This window comes from Paenirhodobacter huangdaonensis (assembly GCF_004022465.1).
GTDB lineage: Bacteria > Pseudomonadota > Alphaproteobacteria > Rhodobacterales > Rhodobacteraceae > Rhodobacter > Rhodobacter huangdaonensis.
This window is the reverse complement of sequence record NZ_SAVA01000004.1, coordinates 82015-101409: the sequence shown is the minus strand read 5'-3', so window position 1 is coordinate 101409 and position 19395 is coordinate 82015. Positions and strand designations below refer to the sequence as shown.

Sequence of the window (19395 nt, the reverse complement as noted above, 5' to 3'; positions counted from 1 at the left end):
AGGGCTGCCATGCGTCCGCTGATCCTGATCCTGCTCGCCGGATCGCTTATCGCCTGCCAGAGGCTCGAGAACGTCGGCAAGGTGCCCGGCATGACCCCGGTCGAGGACGGTGACGAGTTCTTCGCGATGAACAGCGCCGCGATGCCGGACCGGCTGAACCGGCAGCCCCCCGCACAGGAGGCCTCGCTGTGGTCGGGCACCCGCGGCTCGCTGCTGGGCGACCGGCGCGCGATGGGGCGCGGCGACATCCTGACCGTGGTGATCGAGATCGACGACAAGGCCGAGATCTCGAACACCACCGACCGCAGCCGCTCGGGCTCGGACAAGATGGGCATCCCGAACCTTGGCGGCATCCCGCAGCGCATCGACCGGCACATGCCCGACGGCGCCTCGATGGCCAATGCCTACGAGACGAATTCAAGCTCGTCCTATCAGGGCGACGGCTCGGTCGCGCGCAAGGAAAAGCTGACGCTGCGGGTGGCGGCCACGGTGCTCGACCGGCTGCAAAGCGGTGTGCTGCGGATCCAGGGCAGTCAGGAGGTGCGGGTGAACTACGAGGTGCGCGAGCTGCTGGTCTCGGGCTTCGTCCGCCCCGAGGACATCAGCCGACAAAACGAGATCACCTATGACAAGATCGCCGGCGCGCGGATCTCCTACGGCGGGCGTGGCCAGATCACCGATGTGCAGCAGCCACGCTACGGCCAGCAGGTCGCTGACGTGCTGTTGCCGTTCTGAGGCCCGGCGATGCGCAGGCTGATCCTCCCGCTGCTTCTTGCGCTGCTCGGCATCGCCGTCGGCGCCGGCGCCGGCTATGTCCTGCGCCCGGCCGCGCCGGCGCCGACCGAGGCCGGTGCCGCAACGGAACCGGCCGCACCGGCGCAGGGCCCAGACGCCTCCGGGGAAAGCTCCGAATTCGTCAAGCTGAACAATCAGTTCATCGTGCCAGACCTCGACGACGGCGCAATCGTCTCGCTCGTCGTGCTGTCACTCAGCCTCGAGGTCGCGACCGGCGGCACCGAGGCGGTCTATGCCGCCGAGCCGAAGCTGCGCGACGCGCTGTTGCAGGTGTTGTTCGACCATGCCAACGCCCGCGGCTTCCGCGGCGATTTCACCTCTGCGGGGCAGATGGAGGACCTGCGCCGCGCGCTCCTCGAGGCGGCGCGCCGCATCCTCGGTCCGACGGTGAAGGCAGTGCTGATCTCCGACATCGCGCGCCAGGACCACAACTGAGCCCGGCCCCGAGCCGCCGCCCCCGGGCTCAGCGACGCTGCCCCTTGCGCAACCGTTCGGTGATCTGCTCAAGCACCTGCTGACGGCCCACCGCCTGCGCCGCCACGGCGCGCTGCGCGGCCTTTTGTGCCGCGGCCTCGGCGAGCGCCGCGCGCAGCGCCGCATCCTGGCCATCGACCCAATGGCTGAACTGCTCGGCCGCCTGCGCCGCGACAACCGAGCCCTGCCCGTCGCGCCGCGCGAGCTGCGCCGCCTCGGCCAGTTGCGCCCGTGCCGCGCTCAGCCGCGCCTCCTCGGCCGCCCGCGCGGCAAGTTCGGCAAGCGCGATCTCGCGGCGCATCCGTGCGATGCGGGTCAGCCCGGCCAGATCCTTCGCGCGCATCACCGCCGGCCCTTCGCACGGGCGCGCATCTTCTCGGCAAAGCGGATCGCGGCGGCAACGGCGCGATACTGCTCGGGCCGGATCTCCGCGCCGATGTCGATCGTCGCATAGAGCGCGCGCGCCGTGGGCGGGTCGGAATGGATCGGCACGGCCGATTTCTGCGCCACTTCGCGGATCCGCGCGGCGATCTCGTCGACCCCCTTGGCGATGCAGACCGGCGCCCGGCCCGAGCCACGCTGCCATTGCAGCGCGACGGCATAATGGGTCGGGTTCACCACCACCACATCGGCCTTCGCCACCTCGGAGATCATCTGCCGCGTGGCGATCGCGATCGCCTTCTGCCGGCGCTGCTGGCGGATGTGCGGGTCGCCCTCGGACTGCTTCATCTCGTCGATCAGCTCCTTGCGGGTCATCCGGTTGCGGCGCAGGAATTCGGCGCGCTGCCACAGGTAGTCGATCGCCGCGATCACCACCGCGATCACCGCCAGAAGCGTCAGGAAGTCGAGCAGCATCCGCAGCATCTCGCGCACCGCGACCGGCACGCCCATCTCCTGCGTGGCGATGATCTGCGCCACCTTACCCGACAGGAACCGGCCGAGGATCACCGCGATCACCGCGAGCTTCACGAAGCTTTTCAGGAATTCGAAGAGCCCGGTGCGGCCGAATTTCTGCCGCGCATTGCCCAGCGGGTCGATGCGGCTGAGCTTTGGCATGATCTTGTCGGGGGCGACGACGATCGCGCGTTGCGCCAGCAGCGCGAGCAGCACAAGGACAGCGGGCGCCAGCAGCCACAGCATCGCCGGCCCCAGCATCCGCGCCACCACCCCCGCGGCGACCGCACTGCCGCCACCGAGCATCTGTCGCGACAGCCCGTCCGCCTGATCGAGCAGCACCATCGCATGCTCGCCAAAGGCGATCAGCGCCTGCCCGCCAAGTGCCAGCGAGGCCAGCAGGATGCCGCCATAGGCCGCGGCCACGGTGATCTCGCTCGAGCGCACGATGTCGCCCTTGCGCCGCGCTTCCTCGAGCTTGTGCGGCGTCGGGTCGAATTCGCGTTCGCTGTCGTCCTCCTCGCTCATCGGCGCACCTCAAACGGGTCGGCGATGAAGGCGTCGAAGGCGCCATACCAGAGCATCAGCCCCGAGGGCAGCGCCACCATCAGCAGGATCAGCCCGCCGAGCGTCAGCGCCGGCGCGCCGACGAAGGCCACCATCAGCTGCGGCATGGCGCGGTTGATGGCGCCAAGCGCGACGTTGTAGACGAGCGCGCCCAGCACGAAGGGCATGGCGATGGAGAAGGCGAGGCCAAAGGTCTGCGCCACGCCCGACAGCCCCCAGGCCTGCACCAGCGCCCCGTCCGGAAAGCGGCCGGGCGGCAGCGCGTCATAGGATAGCACCAGAAGCTGCGCGAGCTTCACCGGCAGGCCGAGATGCACGGCAAGCGCCAGCCCCGACAGGATCAGCAGGTTGCCGACCGCGGGCTGCGGCTCGCCGTCGGTGCCGCCGAACAGCTGCGACAGCGAGATCGACTGGGCGATCATCGTGCCCGCGACCTGCAGCGCCAGCACGAAAAGCCGCAGCATCATCCCCAGAAGCAGGCCGATCAGCACCTCGGCGAACAGCGCCGGCGCAAAGCCCGCCAGCGGCAGCGCGGGGCCAAGGGCGGGCAGCACGATCAGGGTGAAGGCGACAGCCAGCGCCAGCCGCACCCGCATCGGCAGCAGCTGCTCGCCAAAGGCCGGCATCAGCGCCATCGCCGCGCCGACGCGCAGGAAGACGACGAAGGCCGCGGCCAGAAAGCCCTGCGCCTGTGCCATCAGCTGCGCGAGCTCTGCCGTCATGCCGGCACCACGCCGACCATCGCCGGGCGCGCATCGAGGCCGATCTCCTCGAAGCTGAGCACCGGCGTGGTGAGACCCTTGGCCCCCAGCACCGTGCGCAGGAAACGCCGCCGCCGGGTCGAGGTGACCAGTGCCGGGAAGATCCCCGCCTCGCCCGCCCGCGCGATGCGCTCGGCCACATTGGTGGCAAGGCGGTTGAACTTGTCGGGCGGCAAGGCAACGTCGCCCGCGCCGCGATCGCCCGGCAGCTGATGGGCGGCGAAGGTCTCCTCCCACTCGGGCGCAAGCTGCAACAGCGGCAGCGTGCCGTCCTCGCGCTTCAGCTCGGCCACCAGCTGGAAGCCGAGACGCTGGCGCACATGCTCGCAGATCGCCTCGGGCGATTGCAGCGCGCGCACCTCGGCGATCGCCTCGACGATCAGCAGCAGGTTGCGGATCGAGACCCGTTCCTCGAGCAGCAGCCGCAGCACCGCAAGCAGCAGGTCGACCGGCACCTTGTCGGGGATCAGCTCGTCGAGGATGCGCCGGTTCGACTCGGCGCGCGCCGGGTCGGAGAGATTGCCCATCTCCTCGAGCAGGCGACGCAGCGCGCGCAGCGTCATCAGCCGCGAGAAGTTGCGCTTGATGACCTCAAGCAGATGCGTCGCCAGCACCTCGGTCGGCGAAACCACGGTCGAGCCCGAGAGCGCCGCCTCCTCCTGCTGCGACCGCGGCAGCCAGCGCGCCGGGGCGCCATAGACCGGCTCGCGGACGTCCTCGCCCTCGGGCAGCAGGTCGCGGTTGTCGGCGATCAGCGCCAGCACCCGGTCGGGGTGCAGCCGGTCCTTCGCCTGCTCCACCCCCTGGATGCGGATGCGGTAGCAGCCGGGGTCCAGCGAGGGGTCGTCGGTCAGCCGGATCTCGGGCAGGATCAGCCCGTAGCTTGCCGCGACGTGGTTGCGCATGTTCGAGATCCGCGCATCAAGCCCGGTCGCCGGGTCGAGCGCCATCGCCACCAGATCGGGCGCGAACTCGACATGGATGTCGTCGACGTCGAGCACGTCGCCCATCGAGCGCCGTTTCGGCTCGGCCGGCAGCGGCATCTTCATCGCCTCGCGCCGGGCTCGCTTCTGCTCGGCGCGCTGCACCATCCAGGCGGTGCCGCCGAGCAGCAGCGCGCCGGCCATGAACGGCACGAAGGGCAGCCCCGGCACCAGTGCGAAAAGCGCCATCAGCACCGCAACCGTGCCAAGCGCCGGCGGATAGCGCGACAGCTGGCGGAACAGGTCCATGTCGGCCGAGCCCTTGGCGCCGCCGCGCGACAGCAAGATTGCCGAGGCGATGGAGATGATGACGGCGGGGATCTGGCTGGTCAGCCCGTCGCCCACCGTCAGGATCGCATAGGTTTCAAGCGCCCGACCGATCGGCATGCCATGCACGACGGTGCCGATGATCAGCCCGACAACGAGGTTCAGAAGCGTGATCATCAGCCCCGCCACCGCATCGCCCTTGACGAATTTCGACGCGCCGTCGAGCGAGCCGAAGAAGGTGGTCTCGGCCTGTTCGCGCTCGCGCCGGGCGCGGGCCTCGGCGTGGTCGATGGCGCCGGCGTTCATGTCGCTGTCGATGGCAAGCTGCTTGCCCGGCATCGCATCGAGGGCGAAGCGCGCGCCCACCTCGGCCATGCGGCCGGCGCCCTTGGTGATGACGATGAAGTTGACGATCAGGATCACGCCGAAGACGACAAGCCCGATCAGCACCGAACCGCCCATGATGAAATTAGCAAAGCCCTGGATCACATGGCCGGCGGCGCCGGTGCCGGTGTGGCCCTGGCCGATGATCAGCTTCGTCGAGGAGACGTTGAGCGACAGCCGCAGCATCAGCGAGGCGAGCAGGATCGTCGGGAAGGCCGAGAAGTCGAGCGGCCGCTCGATGAACAGGGTGACGGTGAAGATCAGGATCGCCAGCGCGAAGGAGGCGGCAAGGCCGATGTCGAGCACGAAGGAGGGCACCGGCAGGATCATCATCACGATCACCGCCATCAGCGCGAGGGCGAGCAGGATCGTCGGCTGGAACACCGTGGTCAGCAGAAGGCGCTGCATTCTCACTCCACCCCGGCACGGGTCAGTGCCGCGGCGAACAGGCTGGCGCCCGGGGCCGCGCCAAGCGGTGGCGGGGCGGCATCACCGCGCTGCAGCAACGGATAGGTGTTCACCCGCGGCGGCCGCTCTGGCCCGTTCATCGCCTGCACGATATCCGGGATCTCGGGGATGTCGCCGGGCAGGGTCGCGGAACCGCCGGGCGGCAGCGGCATCCCGTCCTGCGCGGCGAAACGCGCGCGCAGGGTGGCAAAGCGCGCCGCGTAGCGGTCAGCGAATTCCTTGGTGCGCGAGTGATAGGCTCCGGCGGCGGTGGTCCAGGACCCGGATTCGGCATAAAGCTCGGCCAGGAACCTCGCCGCGTAGACGGCATTCGACATCGGATCGAACATCTCGTCGATCGACGAGAAATTCTCTTTGTGCCACTTGTAGTTGACCTGGAAACAGCCGACGTCGAAGCTGCGCGCGCCGCGCTTGAACTCCTGATAGACATAGGCGCGCGCCGCGTCGGGCGTGTCGAACCAGTGCCCGGCGCCTTCCATGTTCACCGTCCAGGGCCAGGGGCCAAAGCCGGTGCCGACCTTGCGCCCGGTCTCATTGAGGGTGATCGCCTTCAGCACCGAGACCGGCACGCCGGTGCGGCGCGAGGCCTCCTCTGCGGCGCGTTCGCAGCTCGCCGACAGCTCGGCCGGCGTCGCCGCCGCGGCCGGCAGGCAGGCCACAAGGGACAGCAGGGCCAAAACGAGGCGCCAGAGGGTCTGCAATGGGTTTCTCCCCGCTTCAGCAGTTCTTGCCGAGGCCGAAGCTAGGGGACGAATCTTTACATCCGGTAAGTGCGGCTCAGCCCGGCCAGGGCCGCAGCCGGCGGATGTAATCGGCATGCAGCACCGGCGGCGCCACGACCAGCCCGTTCGCCTGGGCCGACGGGGCGTTGAAGGCGATCGGGCGGCCCAGCCGGTCGCTGGCGATGGCGCCCGCGCGCTCGGCGATCAGGCTGCCGGCGGCGATGTCCCATTCCCAGGCCGGGCGCAGCGAGATCGTCGCGTCGAACCGCCCCTCGGCCACCAGGCACAGCCGCCAGGCCAGCGAGCTGCGCAGGCTGCGCCGGTACTCGGGCACCGGGCCGCACCATTGCGCCGGGTCATCCGAAAGCTTCGAGGTCAGCACCGTGCTGCCGTCGACCGTGGCGGTGGCGCTTGGCCGGATCGGTTCGCCGTTGAGCAGCGCCGGGCCGGTCGCGGTGGCGCTGTAGTGCAGGTTCAGCACCGGCAGATGCACCACCCCCGCCACCACCCGGCCGCGCTCGACCACCGCCAGCGCATGGGCGAAACCGCCCTCCTCGTTCAGGAAGGCACGGGTGCCGTCGATCGGATCGACGACGAAGATCCGCTCGGCCTGCAGCCGCGCCGGATCGTCGAGGCTTTCCTCGGAGAGCCAGCCGTAATCGGGCCGCGCCGCGCGCAGCCGCGCCTCGAGCAGGTCGTTGACCGCAAGATCTGCCTCGGACACCGGCCCGGCGCCGGCATCCTTTTCCCAGGCACTCGGCGCATGCTTCCAGTAGCGCAGCGCAAGCGCGCCCGCCGCCTCGGCCGCCTCGCTCAGAAGCTGAAGATCCGCGTCGTTCTCAGGCCCCGGCAAGCGTCAGCCCCTCGACCAGGAGCGACGGCACCAGATGGCTCAGATGCGCCCGCGCGTCATTCGCCGGGGTGATCCGGCGCAGCATCTCGTGCAGGTTGCCGGCGATGGTGCATTCGTTCACCGGATAGAGGATTTCGCCGTTCTCCACCCAGAAGCCCGAAGCGCCGCGCGAATAGTCGCCCGTGGTCGGGTTGATCGTCGCGCCGATGAAGGAGGTGACGAGAAGCCCCGTCCCCATCTCGGCGATCAGCCCGTCGCGGCCAAGGCGGCCCTGCGTCAGCGCCACGTTGCCGACCGAGGGCGAGGGCGCCGACGCGGTCCCGCGCGAGGCATTCGCAGTGCTTTCAAGGCCGAGCTTGCGCGCCGTGGCCAGGTCGAGCGTCCAGCCCTGCAGCACGCCATCCGCGACGATCGCGCGCCGCGCCGTGGGCAGGCCCTCGGCATCGAAGGGGCGCGAGCCCGAGATCCGCGGCCGGTGCGGATCCTCGATCAGGCTGATGCCGGCGGGCAGAACCTGCGTTCCCATCGCATCGCGCAGCCAGGACGCGCCGCGGGCGATCGCCGTGCCGTTGATCGCCGCCAGAAGATGGCCGATCAGGCTGCCGGCGATGCGCTCGTCGAACAGCACCGGGAAGGCACCGGTCTTCGGCCGGCGCGGCTTGGCGCGCTCGACGGCGCGTTCGCCCGCCTGCCGGCCGACGCTGTCGGCCGCCGGCAGATCGGCCTGGAAGGTGCGGCTTTCGGCCGCCCAGTCGCGCTCCATCGACAGCCCCTCGCCCGAGATCGCCACCGCCGAGACCGAGCGCGAGGTGCGGGCATAGCCGCCGGAAAAGCCGTTCGTCGCGGCGAAATGCAGACGCCGCGCGGAATAGGAGGCCGAGGCCGACTGCACCTGCGACACGCCCTCGACGGCCAGCGCCGCGGCCTCGGCCGTGCGGGCGTCGTGCTCGAGATCGGCCGCTGCCGGTTCCGCCGCGGGATCGGCAAGCTCAAGCGCCGCCACATCCCAGCCCCGCGCCAGCTGGGCAGGATCGGCAAGGCCGATATAGGGGTCTTCGGGTGCAAGCCGCGCCATTGTCACCGCGCGTTCCGCCATCTCGGCAATGGTGCGCGCGGAGATGTCCGAGGCCGAGACGCAGGCCTGGCGCTGGCCAAGCAGCACGCGCAGCCCGATCTCGACGCCCTCGGCGCGCTCGGCCTGCTCAAGCCGGCCCTCGCGCACGTCGATCGACACCGCCCGGCCATCGACGGCGATCGCGTCGGCAGCTCCCGCACCCGCCTTTTTCGCCGCGTCGAGAAGGGCTTCGGTCAGATCGCTCAGGCGTGTGTCGGACATGGGGTCTCCGTGACTCAAAAGCCGCCCGGAAATTCCCGGGCGGCCCCGCAATGCGGCTCTCTTACTGGATCTGCTGGCCGTTGGCGAGGATCTTGCCGCCTTCCTTGAACTCGATCTTCGAGGTCATCAGGTCATCGCCCGCCGGAATGGCATAAAGCCCAAGCATCATGCGCGCGAACATCACCTGATCTTGCGGCATCATCCCCATCTTCACCAGGCTGTCCATCAGCTTGTTCGCACCCGCAAGCTTCAGGTCGACCGCGCCGAGCGGCATCGGCGTGCCCTGCGAATTGTCGAAGGTGACCGCGCCCTGGCCGGAAAGATCGGCGCCCGCCAGCGTCAGCTGCAGCCGCTTCACCTCGAGGCTGTTGACCTCGACCGGCGGCATCTGCGCCTGCGCCGCCTCGGGCGAGAACAGGTCCATCGTCGGCCGCGCGGTGCCGGCAAGATCGACGACCAGCGTCGCCGGATCATGCGGCAGCAGGCCCTGCGCATCGACCATCTTCCAGACCTGATCGGAGAGGCCGAGCCCGTCGAGCCCGATCCGCCCGGTGAAGGGCTGCGGCGCGTCGCTGCCCTTGAGCGGGAAGGAAAGTTCGAAATCCGCCCGGTCGAGCGTCGCCGACAGCGGCACCGGCACCTGCGCCGTCTTCGCCTCGATCGTCGCGCCCTCGCCGGTGGCGGTGTATTTCATCCCCTCGGGCGCGAGCGTCATCGAGAAGCTGCCCGATTGCGCGCCGCCCGACAGGCCGGTCGGCCCCTCCTCGGCGCTGGCATCGACGGTGAAGGTCGTGGCGCCGTAGGTCCCCGAAGCATCCATCCGCAGCCCCTTGGCCAGCGCCGCCCCGAGGTTCTCGAGGTCGGCGTCCTCCGGCATGGTCACGTCGCTGCGCATCTTCAGATTCACGAGGCTCGCGTCCATGTTGAAGGTGCCGTTGGTCTCGGGATCGGCCCCCGAGGCGGTCATCTTCAGCCCGGCGACGGCGACATCCGAGCTTTCATGCTGCCCGCCCGAGGAGGTGACCTGATAGGTCCCGTCGATGCCCGAGAGCGACATCCACACCTTCACCGGCACCTCGGTCTGACCGCCCGCGGTGGTCTGGTCCATGTCGATCACCATCTCGGGGGCGGTGACATGATAGGAAAGCTGATCGGGCGTGCCGGAGACGATCGTCACCGCATTCGCCTGGGTGATGTCGATCGCCATCTGCAGCGGCGTCTGGCCCTCGACCGCGCTGTTCGCCTCGGCGCTGATCTTCTCGGCCACGGTCACCTCGACCGTGCCGTCGCCGAGCTCGCGCAGGTGCAGCTCGGGAATCGTCATGGAGAAATCGGAGCCCTCGGCCTGATGCGTCAGCCGCACGTCGCGCTGCGTCAGCGTATCGCCCGAGCGCGCGCTGTCGCCGACCGCCACCTGATAGCCATAGGCCGTATATTGCTTGCTCCAGGCCTGCCAGACCTGATCCGCCGTCACATCGGCACGAAGCGCCGTCGTCGCCATCAGCGTGAAAATCGCCGCGCTCATCGCCGCGGAACCGACCCGTGCCATCCTGCACCCTTCCGAAAGAACTGTCGCGCGAAGCATCCTTTGACCCGGGGTGATGGTCAAGAGCCCGCGGCCTTGCTAGGACTTTCACGAACGCGCGTGCGAGGGGAGAAGAATGATCCGGGTTGAAACCGCAGACGGGGTCCGCACCGTCACCATCGACCGGCCGGAGAAGGCCAATTCGCTGACCACCGACATGCTGACGACGCTCGCCGCGGCCGCCGAGACGGCGCCCGAGGCCGGGGTGAAGGTCTTCGTGCTGCGCGGCACCGGCAAGGTGTTCTCGGCCGGCGCCGACCTTGACGAGGCGCGGGCGGGGCTTGCCACCAGCCCGGTCTGGGAACGGCTCTCGGGGGCGATCGCGCGGATGCCCTGCCTGACGATAGCGGCACTCAACGGCACGCTTGCGGGCGGGGCGATGGGGATGGTGCTGGCCTGCGACCTGCGCCTTGCGGTGCCCGGCGCCAAGTTCTTCTACCCGGTGATGAAGCTCGGCTTCCTGCCGCAGCCCTCGGACCCGGGCCGGATGGCGGCGCTGATCGGGCCTGCACGGGCGAAGATGATCCTGATGGCGGGACAGAAGATCGAGGCCGAGGAGGCGCTGGCCTGGGGGCTGATCGACCGCATCGTCGCGCCCGAGGCGATGGCAGAGACCGTCGCGGCGCTGGCCGCCGATGCCCGAGCCGCGGCCCCCGCCCATATCGCCGGGATCAAGGCCCTGTTCTGAGACAAACGCGCCCGGGGTGCAGCCCGGGCGCGTTCAGAAAGCTTGCGGCTCAGGCGTAGACGGCTTCCTTGCCGAATTGCTTGACCAGCATGTAATAGACCACGGCGCGATACTTGTTGCGCTCGGACCGGCCATAGGTCTCGATCACCGCATCAATCGCGTCCATCAGCTCGGGCCCGTCGGCCAGGCCGAGCTTCTTCATCAGGAAATTGGTCTTCACCGTCTCGAGCTCGCTCGGATCGGAGGCCGCGACGGTCTCGGCATCGGCCTTGTAGATCGCCGGCCCGCAGCCGATCGTGACCTTGGTCAGCAGATCCATGTCCGGCGTCATGCCGCACTTGGTCTTCAGATCCTCGGCGTATTTCGCAATCAGTTCGTCTCTCTTCCCCATCCCGGAATCCTCACCTGAAATGTCAACCTCGCGACCGTCTTCGGGGCGGCCTCGCGCAGGAAGCCTAGGACAGGGCGCGTCGGGAACAAAGCTATTCTTCCGCGGCAGATCCCCACAGGGGAAAATCCGCCGATCGGGCACCCTGAAACTGCGAAGGCCGCACCCCCGGGAAGGAGGCGCGGCCCGATTTCGGCGCCGGCAGCGCTCAATAGCGGTAGTGATCCGCCTTGTAGGGGCCCTCGACGGTGACGCCGATATAGTCGGCCTGGTCGGGGCGCAGCTCGGTCAGCTTGACGCCGATCTTCGCCAGATGCAGCCGCGCCACCTTCTCGTCGAGATGCTTGGGCAGGATGTAGACGCCCGGCGCATACTCCGCGCCCTTGGTGAACAGCTCGATCTGCGCCAGCACCTGGTTGGTGAAGGAAGCCGACATCACGAAGCTCGGGTGGCCGGTGGCATTGCCGAGGTTGAGCAGACGCCCTTCCGACAGCAGGATGATCCGGTTGCCCGAGGGCATCTCGATCATGTCCACCTGATCCTTGATGTTGGTCCACTTGTGGTTGCGCAGGGAGGCGACCTGGATCTCGTTGTCGAAATGGCCGATGTTGCCGACGATCGCCATGTCCTTCATCACCCGCATGTGTTCGATGCGGATCACATCCTTGTTGCCGGTGGTGGTGACGAAGATGTCGGCCTTCGGCGCCTCATCCTCGAGCAGGACCACCTCGAAACCGTCCATCGCCGCCTGCAGCGCGCAGATCGGATCGACCTCGGTCACCTTCACCCGCGCGCCCGCGCCCTGCAGCGAGGCGGCACAGCCCTTGCCGACATCGCCATAGCCGCAGACCACGGCAACCTTGCCCGCCATCATCACATCGGTGGCGCGGCGGATGCCGTCAACGAGCGATTCCTTGCAGCCATACTTGTTGTCGAACTTCGACTTGGTGACAGAGTCGTTCACGTTGATCGCCGGGAAGGGCAGCAGGCCCTTCTTGTGCAGGTCATAAAGACGATGCACGCCGGTGGTGGTTTCCTCGGACACGCCCTGGATCGCGGCGCGCTGTTTCGTGAACCAGCCGGGGGTCTCGGCCATGCGCTTCCTGATCTGGTTGAACAGGCAGACCTCTTCATCCGAGGTCGGCACCGCGATCAGATCGGTCTCGCCCGCCTCGACCCGCGCGCCAAGCAGGATGTAGAGCGTGGCGTCGCCGCCATCGTCGAGGATCATGTTCGCCGTGCCCTCGGCAAAGCGGAAGATCTGGTCGGTATAGGCCCAGTACTCCTCGAGGCTCTCGCCCTTCACCGCAAAGACCGGCGTGCCGGTCGCGGCGATCGCGGCGGCGGCGTGGTCCTGGGTCGAGAAGATGTTGCACGAGGCCCAGCGGACATCGGCGCCCAGCACCTTGAGCGTCTCGATCAGCACCGCGGTCTGCACCGTCATGTGCAGCGACCCGGCGATGCGCGCGCCGGCAAGCGGCTTCGTCTTCCCGAACTCCTCGCGGCAGGCCATCAGGCCCGGCATTTCGGTTTCGGCAATATCGAGCTCCTTGCGGCCAAACTCGGCCAGAGCGATGTCCTTGACGATATAATCGGCCATGAAAGGCTCCCAAATGTCGGTATTAGGGCGTTGTCTACCATTTCGGGGCCGGCGCGGCAATCATCGCCCGGGCGGGTGCCGGCGCCGCAGGGCCGCGCGCCGTTTACAGCCCGGCGCGCATTCGCTAGCACGGGCAGACCACAGCGGAGGGCGGCATGAAACGGGCATGGCAGCGGATGCTCTCGGGGCGCAGGCTCGACCTGCTCGACCCGACGCCGGTCGATATCGAGATCGAGGACATCGCCCACGGTCTGGCCTTCGTGGCGCGCTGGAACGGCCAGACCCACGGCGACTACCCCTATTCGGTGGCGGAACATTCGCTGCTGGTCGAGCAGATCTTCGACCGGCAGAACCCGGGCATCGGCACGCGCTGGCAGCTGGCGGCGCTGCTGCACGACGCCCCGGAATACGTGCTGGGCGACATGATCAGCCCGGTGAAGGCGGCGATCGGCGAGGGTTATCACGAGCTTGACGCGCGGCTGAGCGCGGCGGTGCACCTGCGCTTCGGCCTGCCCGCGGTGCTGCCCGCACCGATCAAGAAGGCAATCAAGAAGGCCGACACGCTCTCGGCCCGGCTCGAGGCCGAGCAGATCGCGGGATTTTCACGGGAAGAGGCGGACCGGATCTTCGGGCGCCCCGATCCGGGGCAGATGCGGGGGCTCGCGATCCGTCTGCGTCCCGCCGCCGAGGTGCGCGCGGATTACACCGCGCGTCACATGGCCCTGCTGAGCGCGCTCAGCGATTGAAGGTGTATTCGCCCTTGCGCGCGGCCCGCGGCGCGTAGCCGCCCATCGCGAGGGTCATCACTTCTGCAAGCATGCGGATCATTTTCTGATCTCCTTTGTTCTGTTGATGCCCTGTATTTGCGTTGACTCGTGGATTTTTGCGAGTCAGGAATTTTTCCAGACCTGCAAGGTGATCTAACAGATGAGTGAAATCGACTGGCGTCACATGCCGGCGCTGACGGCACTGCGGGGCTTTGCCGCGACAGCGCGCGAGGGCGGCTTCAGCGCCGCCGCGCGCAAGCTCAACGTCACCCCGGCGGCCGTGCAGCAGCAGGTCCGCGCGCTCGAGGCGGAGCTTGGCGTCGCGCTGCTGTGGCGCGAGGGCCGGCATGTGCACCTGACCGCCGAGGGCGAACGGCTCGCCTCGGCGCTGACCGATGGCTTCCTGCTGATCCAGACCGCGGTCGAGGGACTGCGCACGGCCCGGACCGAGCGGCCGCTGACCGTCACCCTGCCGCCGGCCTTCGCCGCCGAATGGCTGATGCCGCGGCTGGCGAAATTCTGGAAACGGCATCCGGAAATTGCGCTGTCGCTGCTGCCCGAACCGCGTGTCGGCGACCTGCGCGAAATGGGCGCGCACCTCGGCATCCGGTTCGGCAACGGCCGCTGGCATGGGGTGAATTCCGAATTCCTGACTGCGGCACCGCAAATTGTCGTCGCCGCGCCGGAATTGCTGGGCGGGCGCCAGAAACTCAGCCTGCGCGAAATGTCGATGCTGCCCTGGATCCGCGAGGGCGACTGGCCCGAACAGATGCAATTATTGGAATCGATCGGGCTGAAACCCGCAGCGCTGAAATTCGTCGATTTCCCGAATGAGGAACTGGCGCTGTCGGCGGCGCGCGAGGGGATCGGCCTGCATCTCGAGACCGAGGCGCTGATCGAGGAAGACCTGAAACTCGGCTGGCTGATCAAGATCCGCGAGCTGAACGAGGAAAGTCTCGGCTATTATCTGGTCTGGCCGCCGGGCCCGTTGAGCGCGGCGGCACAGATTTTCGTCGACTGGCTGAAGACCGAGGTCTGAGCCTCAGATTGCCAGATCTTCCAGCGACTTGCCGGCCGCCAGCGCGGCCTCGACCCATTTCGGCTTGCGCCCGCGCCCGGTCCAGGTTTCGGCCGGATTTTCGGGGTTGGCGTATTTCGGCGCGACCGCCTTGCGCAGTTTCGTGCTGCTCAGCTCGGCAAGCTCGGCGAGCGAATAGCCCATCTTGCGCGCGCTTTCCTCAAGCTCGGCCAGTGCCTCGCGCTTCTTGCGCTCTTCATAGGTTTCAATCGCGCGATCGACTTTCGTGCGCAGGATCTTGAGTTCAGCAAGGGGTAGCACGTCGAAATTGATATCCATTCCACGACCTCCGGTGCGGGTTTTCCGGATGTAGACATTAAAATGGAGTCGATTTCAAGATTTTCCGCAGATCAGCGCGGACTGCGTTTCGCCAGAATGCGCTGCAATGTGCGGCGGTGCATATTCAGCCGGCGCGCCGTTTCCGAAACGTTGCGGTCGCACAATTCATAAACACGCTGGATATGCTCCCAGCGCACACGATCGGCGCTCATCGGGTTTTCCGGCGGCGGCGGCAGGGCCTCGCCATTGGCCAGCAGCGCGCTGGTGATATCGTTCGCGTCGGCGGGTTTCGACAGATAGTCGGTCGCCCCCATCTTCACCGCGGCCACCGCCGTGGCGATCGCGCCATAGCCGGTCAGCACGACGATCCGCGCATCGGGACGTTTCTCGCGCAGCGCCTCGACCACCTCGAGCCCGTTGCCGTCTTCAAGCCGCAGGTCGATCACCGCATAGGCCGGCGGCCGGCCCTGCACGATCGCCTTGCCGGCGGCAACGGTCTCGGCGGTTTCGGTCTCGAAGCCGCGTTTCTCCATCGCCCGGGCCAGACGGGTGAGGAACGGCACGTCGTCATCGACGAGAAGCAGCGTTCGGTCCGCCCCCAGTTTCGCGAATTCGTCCTCGGCCATCATCCGTCCCCCGCATGGTTCCTGCCACGGTTCTAAGGCGTCCGGGGGAACGGGTCAATTTCCGCCTGCCCCGGAAATCTCCTTATTTCCCCGCACCCTTCCACGCATCGACGAAACAGGCGACGGCATCGGCCATCTGCTCGGCGGTTGTGTCGCGGTTGAAGAACTCGACAAAGCCGATCTCGGGAAAGACCAGATAGGTCTGCGTCGAATGGTCGATCAGCGTGTAGGGGTCGCCCGGGTTCTGCACCTTGAAATAGGTGCGATAGGCGCGCGAGGCCGCCGCCACCTGCTCCTTCGAGCCGGTAAGCCCGATCATCTTCGGGCTCATGATGTCGGTGAATTCGCGCAACAGTTCGGGCGTGTCGCGGTCGGTGTCGACCGAGATGAACACCGGCGTCACGTCATAGCCGCGCCCGTCGAGGATATCCGCCGCCTCGGCATTGCGCGAATTGTCCATCGGGCAGACGTCTGGGCAATAGGTATAGCCGAAGTAGAGCAGGCTCGGCTTGGTGAAGACATCCTTGTCGGTGACGGTCTTGCCGTTCTCGTCAACAAGGGTGAACGGGCCACCGATCTTCGCCGTGCCGCCGACGACGCTCTTGCGGCATTGCGCGAACATGTCGGCATCGCCGCCCCGACTGGCAAGCCAGGTGGCGCCCAGTCCGGCAGCCACGAGAACGGCGGCAGCGATGGCGGCGGCTTTCGGGGTGATCTTCATCATCGGTCCTTCCGGTGGGCTGTGCATTGATCGCAGGGCGGGACGCTACTATCAAGGTTCGCGACGGAAAATGTGACAACAGGACCCATGAAATACGGGTCCGGATCGGAGCGGAGATGGCGGAACGGCCCGAACCCGGACTGCGCCTGGCCGAAAGCCATCAGGACTGGGTCCGCCTGCGCACGCTGATCTTCCTGCGCTGGACCGCAATCGCCGGGCAGCTCGGCGCGCTGCTCGTCGCCTGCTACTGGTTCGACATCGCGCTTGATCTACCGCTGTGCCTGGCCACGATCGGTGCCGCGGTCGCCGCGAACCTGGTGGCGATCCGGCTCTTTCCGGAAAGCCGGCGGCTGAGCCAGGCCGAGGTGACCGCGACGCTGCTCTTCGACACCGCGCAGCTCGCGCTGCTGCTCGCCCTCACCGGCGGGCTGAACAACCCCTTCGCGCTGCTGATCCTGGTGCCCGCGACGATCGCCGCCACCGCGCTCGAGCTGCGCCCGACGCTGCTGCTGGGCACCGCGACGATCGCGATGATCTCCTTCGTCGCGCTCTTCAACCTGCCGCTGACCACGAAGGACGGGATCGAGCTGGCGATGCCGCCGGTGATCGAATTCGGCACCTGGGTTGCGATCGTGGTCGGGGTGATCTTTCTCGGCGGCTATGCCCACCGCATCGCCGGCGAGATCCATTCGATGGGCGACGCGCTGCTGGCAACACAGCTTGCGCTGGCCCGCGAGCAGAAGCTGACCGACCTTGGCGGCGTGGTGGCGGCGGCGGCGCATGAACTCGGCACGCCGCTTGCCACGATCAAGCTGGTCTCCTCGGAGCTGGCCGACGAGCTCGACGACCGGCCCGAGCTTTACGAGGACGCGCTGCTGATCCGCGAGCAGGCCGACCGCTGCCGCGACATCCTGCGCTCGATGGGCCGCGCCGGAAAGGACGACCTGCACCTGCGCTCGGCGCCGCTGCTTGCCGTGCTGCGCGAGGCGGCCGAGCCGCATCTCGACCGCGGCAAGGAGATCCGCTTCGAGGCCGCCCCCGCCCCCGGCGGCTCGGACCGGCAGCCGTCGATCTATCGCTATCCCGAACTCATCCACGCGCTGCGCAACCTGGTGCAGAACGCCGTCGACTTCGCGCAAAGCACGGTCTGGGTCGATGCCGAATGGACCGGCCAGCAGATCACCGTGCGCATCACCGACGATGGCCGCGGCTATGCGCCCGGCGTGCTCGGCCGGATCGGCGACCCGTTCCTGCACAGCCGCCCGACCGAGCGCAGCGCCCGCCCGGAATACGAGGGCATGGGCCTTGGTCTGTTCATCGCCAAGACCCTGCTCGAGCGCACCGGCGCCACCTTGCGATTCGCCAATGGCGCCGAACCGGTGGCCGCAGAGGGCGCCGCCCCGCGCCGCTCGGGCGCCGTGGTCGAGGTGCGCTGGCCCGCGGCGCGGCTGCTTGCCCCCGAAACCGGCCCTCTGGGCGAAAATGTCCCGATCACGCCCTGATCGGCCGGCACCAGCCGGCACCGGCAACTCAACTTAACGTTGAGTTAACCTTCTTCCCCAAGGATCGACCAAAGGGCGAAAGGACATGGTGATGCAAGGCGGTTGGCTCGAAGCCCTGATCATCGTGACCACGTCAATCGGCGCCGCACTCCTTGCGCTGATGCTGCTTTCCTACCTCGCGCCGCGCCGCCCGCCGGCCCGGCCAAGCGCCGCCGCACACCCGGTGCTGGAACCCACGGTGTTCCTGTTCGACGACCGCCACCTCGTCGATGCCACCGGCCCGGCCCGCAGCCTTCTCGCCGCGACCCAGACCAGCGGCAACGACTGGGACCGGCTGTGCGCCTTCCTTGCGCCGCGGTTCGAGGGCTTCGTCCGTGCCATGGGCTCGCTTGCCGAACAGGGCCGTCTCGAACTGACCTCGGCGCCCGAGGCAGACCCGCGCCCACCGCTGCACCTGCTGGCCGAGCACATCGGCGGGCTCGCCCGCATCACCCTGGTCGATCCGGCTGCCGAAGGCCGCGGCGTGCTGGTCGACGGGCTGTCGCAACGCGCGCTCGAGGACGAGCTTGCATTGCTGCGCCAGGCCTTCGACTCGCTGCCGGCGCCGGTCTGGCGCGAGGATGGGCAAGGCGCCGTATGCTGGGCGAACCGGGCCTATCTGCTGCTGTCGGACGCCTTCGGCGACGGCGAGGACTGTCTCGTCTGGCCGCTGCCGCGACTGTTCCCGCACGAGGCGGCGCCACCGACCACGCCGCGCCGGCTGCGCCTTGCTCGCGCGGCCGGCCCGCTCTGGTTCGACTGCCACAGTTTCGTGCTGACCGACGGCGCGCTGCATTACGCCCAGCCCGCCGATGCCACGATACGCGCCGAGACCGCGCTGCGCGACTTCGTGCAGACCCTGACGAAGACCTTCGCCGGCCTGCCGATCGGGCTCGCGATCTTCGACCGCGAACGCCGGCTGCAGCTGTTCAACCCGGCGCTGATCGACCTGACCCAGCTCAGCCCCGATTTCCTCTCGGCGCGGCCCACGCTCTATGCCCTGCTCGACCGGCTGCGCGAGTCGCAGATGATGCCCGAACCGAAGGATTATCGCAGCTGGCGGCTGCAGATGACCGCGCTGGAAAAGGCTGCCGCGGCGGGCTTTCACACCGAGACCTGGAACCTGCCCGGAGGCCAGACCTATCGCGTCACCGGCCGCCCTCACCCCGATGGCGCCGTCGCCTTCCTGGTCGAGGATATCTCGGCCGAGGTCTCGCTCACACGCCGCTTCCGCGCCGAGCTCGAACTGAGCCAGGAGGTGCTCGACCTGATGCCCGAGGCCGTCGCGGTGTTCCGCACCTCGGGCGAGCTTGCGCTGTCGAACCGCGCCTATGACGCACTGTGGCAGGTCGAGCCCGGCACCACGCTCGGCCGCGTCACCATCCTCGATGCGACCCGGCTCTGGCAGGAAATCTGCGGCGCCAGCATGCTCTGGCCGCAGGCCCGCGCCTTCTGCCTGCGCTCAGCGGAACGGCTGACGATCGAGGGGGAGGTGCCCCTGCCCGACGGCACCCCGCTGCGCTGCCGCTTCGTGCCGATCCAGGGCGGGGCGATGCTGGCCGGCTTCACCCCCGCCGCGGTGCCGCTCGGCGCCTTGCCGCAGTCCTCCGGCTGATAC

The 19395-nt window shown here is 68.2% G+C and carries 20 protein-coding genes; 7 read left to right on the top strand and 13 right to left on the bottom strand.

All coding sequences use genetic code 11. The features are described from left to right. Positions 1-9: 9 nt before the first annotated feature. Together flgH and EOW66_RS08045 are read left to right on the top strand one after the other, a co-directional pair. Complete coding sequence (flgH, locus tag EOW66_RS08050; protein ID WP_128155905.1) at positions 10-735, top strand: flagellar basal body L-ring protein FlgH; 726 nt, start codon at positions 10-12, stop codon at positions 733-735. A gap of 9 nt (positions 736-744) precedes the next feature. Further along, complete coding sequence (locus EOW66_RS08045; protein ID WP_128155904.1) at positions 745-1230, top strand: flagellar basal body-associated FliL family protein; 486 nt, start codon at positions 745-747, stop codon at positions 1228-1230. A gap of 28 nt (positions 1231-1258) precedes the next feature. On the opposite strand, the gene EOW66_RS08040 is transcribed toward EOW66_RS08045, so the two are convergent. The 8 genes from EOW66_RS08040 to EOW66_RS08005 all read right to left on the bottom strand — a co-directional run bounded on the left by EOW66_RS08040 (position 1259) and on the right by EOW66_RS08005 (position 10053). Then, the gene (locus EOW66_RS08040; RefSeq protein WP_128155903.1) at positions 1259-1612 is read right to left on the bottom strand and encodes a hypothetical protein; all 354 of its coding nucleotides are present in this window, start codon (positions 1610-1612) and stop codon (positions 1259-1261) included. Continuing rightward, the gene (locus EOW66_RS08035; RefSeq protein ID WP_128155902.1) at positions 1612-2691 is read right to left on the bottom strand and encodes an EscU/YscU/HrcU family type III secretion system export apparatus switch protein; all 1080 of its coding nucleotides are present in this window, start codon (positions 2689-2691) and stop codon (positions 1612-1614) included. Before EOW66_RS08035 ends, EOW66_RS08040 begins: the two co-directional genes overlap by 1 nt. After that, complete coding sequence (locus EOW66_RS08030; protein WP_128155901.1) at positions 2688-3452, bottom strand: flagellar biosynthetic protein FliR; 765 nt, start codon at positions 3450-3452, stop codon at positions 2688-2690. Before EOW66_RS08030 ends, EOW66_RS08035 begins: the two co-directional genes overlap by 4 nt. Further along, entirely contained in the window at positions 3449-5533 is a 2085-nt protein-coding gene (gene flhA, locus EOW66_RS08025) for a flagellar biosynthesis protein FlhA (protein WP_128155900.1), read from the bottom strand. Before flhA ends, EOW66_RS08030 begins: the two co-directional genes overlap by 4 nt. A 2-nt stretch (positions 5534-5535) precedes the next feature. Further along, positions 5536-6294 (bottom strand): transglycosylase SLT domain-containing protein, encoded by a 759-nt coding sequence (locus tag EOW66_RS08020; RefSeq protein ID WP_239017536.1) that lies wholly within the window; start codon positions 6292-6294, stop codon positions 5536-5538. A gap of 76 nt (positions 6295-6370) precedes the next feature. Further along, complete coding sequence (locus EOW66_RS08015) at positions 6371-7168, bottom strand: 3'(2'),5'-bisphosphate nucleotidase CysQ (RefSeq protein ID WP_128155898.1); 798 nt, start codon at positions 7166-7168, stop codon at positions 6371-6373. Then, positions 7155-8504 carry a TldD/PmbA family protein gene (locus EOW66_RS08010; RefSeq protein WP_128155897.1) on the bottom strand — a complete coding sequence of 450 codons (1350 nt, stop codon included), beginning with the start codon at positions 8502-8504 and terminating at the stop codon, positions 7155-7157. The genes EOW66_RS08015 and EOW66_RS08010 overlap by 14 nt, the downstream gene beginning before the upstream one ends. Before the next feature lie 61 nt (positions 8505-8565). After that, positions 8566-10053 carry a DUF2125 domain-containing protein gene (locus tag EOW66_RS08005; protein WP_164881068.1) on the bottom strand — a complete coding sequence of 496 codons (1488 nt, stop codon included), beginning with the start codon at positions 10051-10053 and terminating at the stop codon, positions 8566-8568. 112 nt (positions 10054-10165) lie between these two features. Here EOW66_RS08005 and EOW66_RS08000 point away from each other — a divergent pair, with 112 nt between their 5' ends. Then, positions 10166-10777 carry an enoyl-CoA hydratase/isomerase family protein gene (locus EOW66_RS08000; protein WP_128155895.1) on the top strand — a complete coding sequence of 204 codons (612 nt, stop codon included), beginning with the start codon at positions 10166-10168 and terminating at the stop codon, positions 10775-10777. A gap of 49 nt (positions 10778-10826) precedes the next feature. On the opposite strand, the gene EOW66_RS07995 is transcribed toward EOW66_RS08000, so the two are convergent. Further along, a complete protein-coding gene (locus tag EOW66_RS07995) occupies positions 10827-11168 on the bottom strand; it encodes a DUF2853 family protein (protein ID WP_128155894.1) in 342 nt (113 codons plus the stop codon). 205 nt (positions 11169-11373) lie between these two features. After that, positions 11374-12765, bottom strand: coding sequence for an adenosylhomocysteinase (ahcY, locus tag EOW66_RS07990; RefSeq protein WP_128155893.1), 1392 nt, complete (start codon positions 12763-12765; stop codon positions 11374-11376). 155 nt (positions 12766-12920) lie between these two features. On the opposite strand from ahcY, the gene EOW66_RS07985 reads away from it, so the two are divergent. Both EOW66_RS07985 and EOW66_RS07980 read left to right on the top strand, forming a co-directional pair. Further along, complete coding sequence (locus EOW66_RS07985) at positions 12921-13511, top strand: HD family hydrolase (RefSeq protein ID WP_128155892.1); 591 nt, start codon at positions 12921-12923, stop codon at positions 13509-13511. Positions 13512-13692: 181 nt separating this feature from the next. Next, positions 13693-14571, top strand: a complete 879-nt coding sequence (locus tag EOW66_RS07980) for a LysR family transcriptional regulator (protein WP_113898394.1) — start codon at positions 13693-13695, stop codon at positions 14569-14571. 3 nt (positions 14572-14574) lie between these two features. Here EOW66_RS07980 and EOW66_RS07975 read toward each other — a convergent pair whose 3' ends face one another. The 3 genes from EOW66_RS07975 to EOW66_RS07965 all read right to left on the bottom strand — a co-directional run bounded on the left by EOW66_RS07975 (position 14575) and on the right by EOW66_RS07965 (position 16239). After that, positions 14575-14889, bottom strand: coding sequence for an H-NS histone family protein (locus tag EOW66_RS07975; protein WP_128155891.1), 315 nt, complete (start codon positions 14887-14889; stop codon positions 14575-14577). Positions 14890-14960: 71 nt separating this feature from the next. Beyond that, positions 14961-15515 carry an ActR/PrrA/RegA family redox response regulator transcription factor gene (locus tag EOW66_RS07970; protein WP_113898663.1) on the bottom strand — a complete coding sequence of 185 codons (555 nt, stop codon included), beginning with the start codon at positions 15513-15515 and terminating at the stop codon, positions 14961-14963. An 82-nt stretch (positions 15516-15597) separates the two neighbouring features. Beyond that, positions 15598-16239 carry an SCO family protein gene (locus tag EOW66_RS07965; RefSeq protein ID WP_128155890.1) on the bottom strand — a complete coding sequence of 214 codons (642 nt, stop codon included), beginning with the start codon at positions 16237-16239 and terminating at the stop codon, positions 15598-15600. A gap of 113 nt (positions 16240-16352) precedes the next feature. On the opposite strand from EOW66_RS07965, the gene regB reads away from it, so the two are divergent. Beyond that, entirely contained in the window at positions 16353-17738 is a 1386-nt protein-coding gene (gene regB, locus EOW66_RS07960) for a sensor histidine kinase RegB (protein ID WP_113898391.1), read from the top strand. Positions 17739-17829: 91 nt separating this feature from the next. After that, positions 17830-19392, top strand: coding sequence for a PAS-domain containing protein (locus EOW66_RS07955; protein ID WP_128155889.1), 1563 nt, complete (start codon positions 17830-17832; stop codon positions 19390-19392). Positions 19393-19395 lie beyond the last annotated feature (3 nt).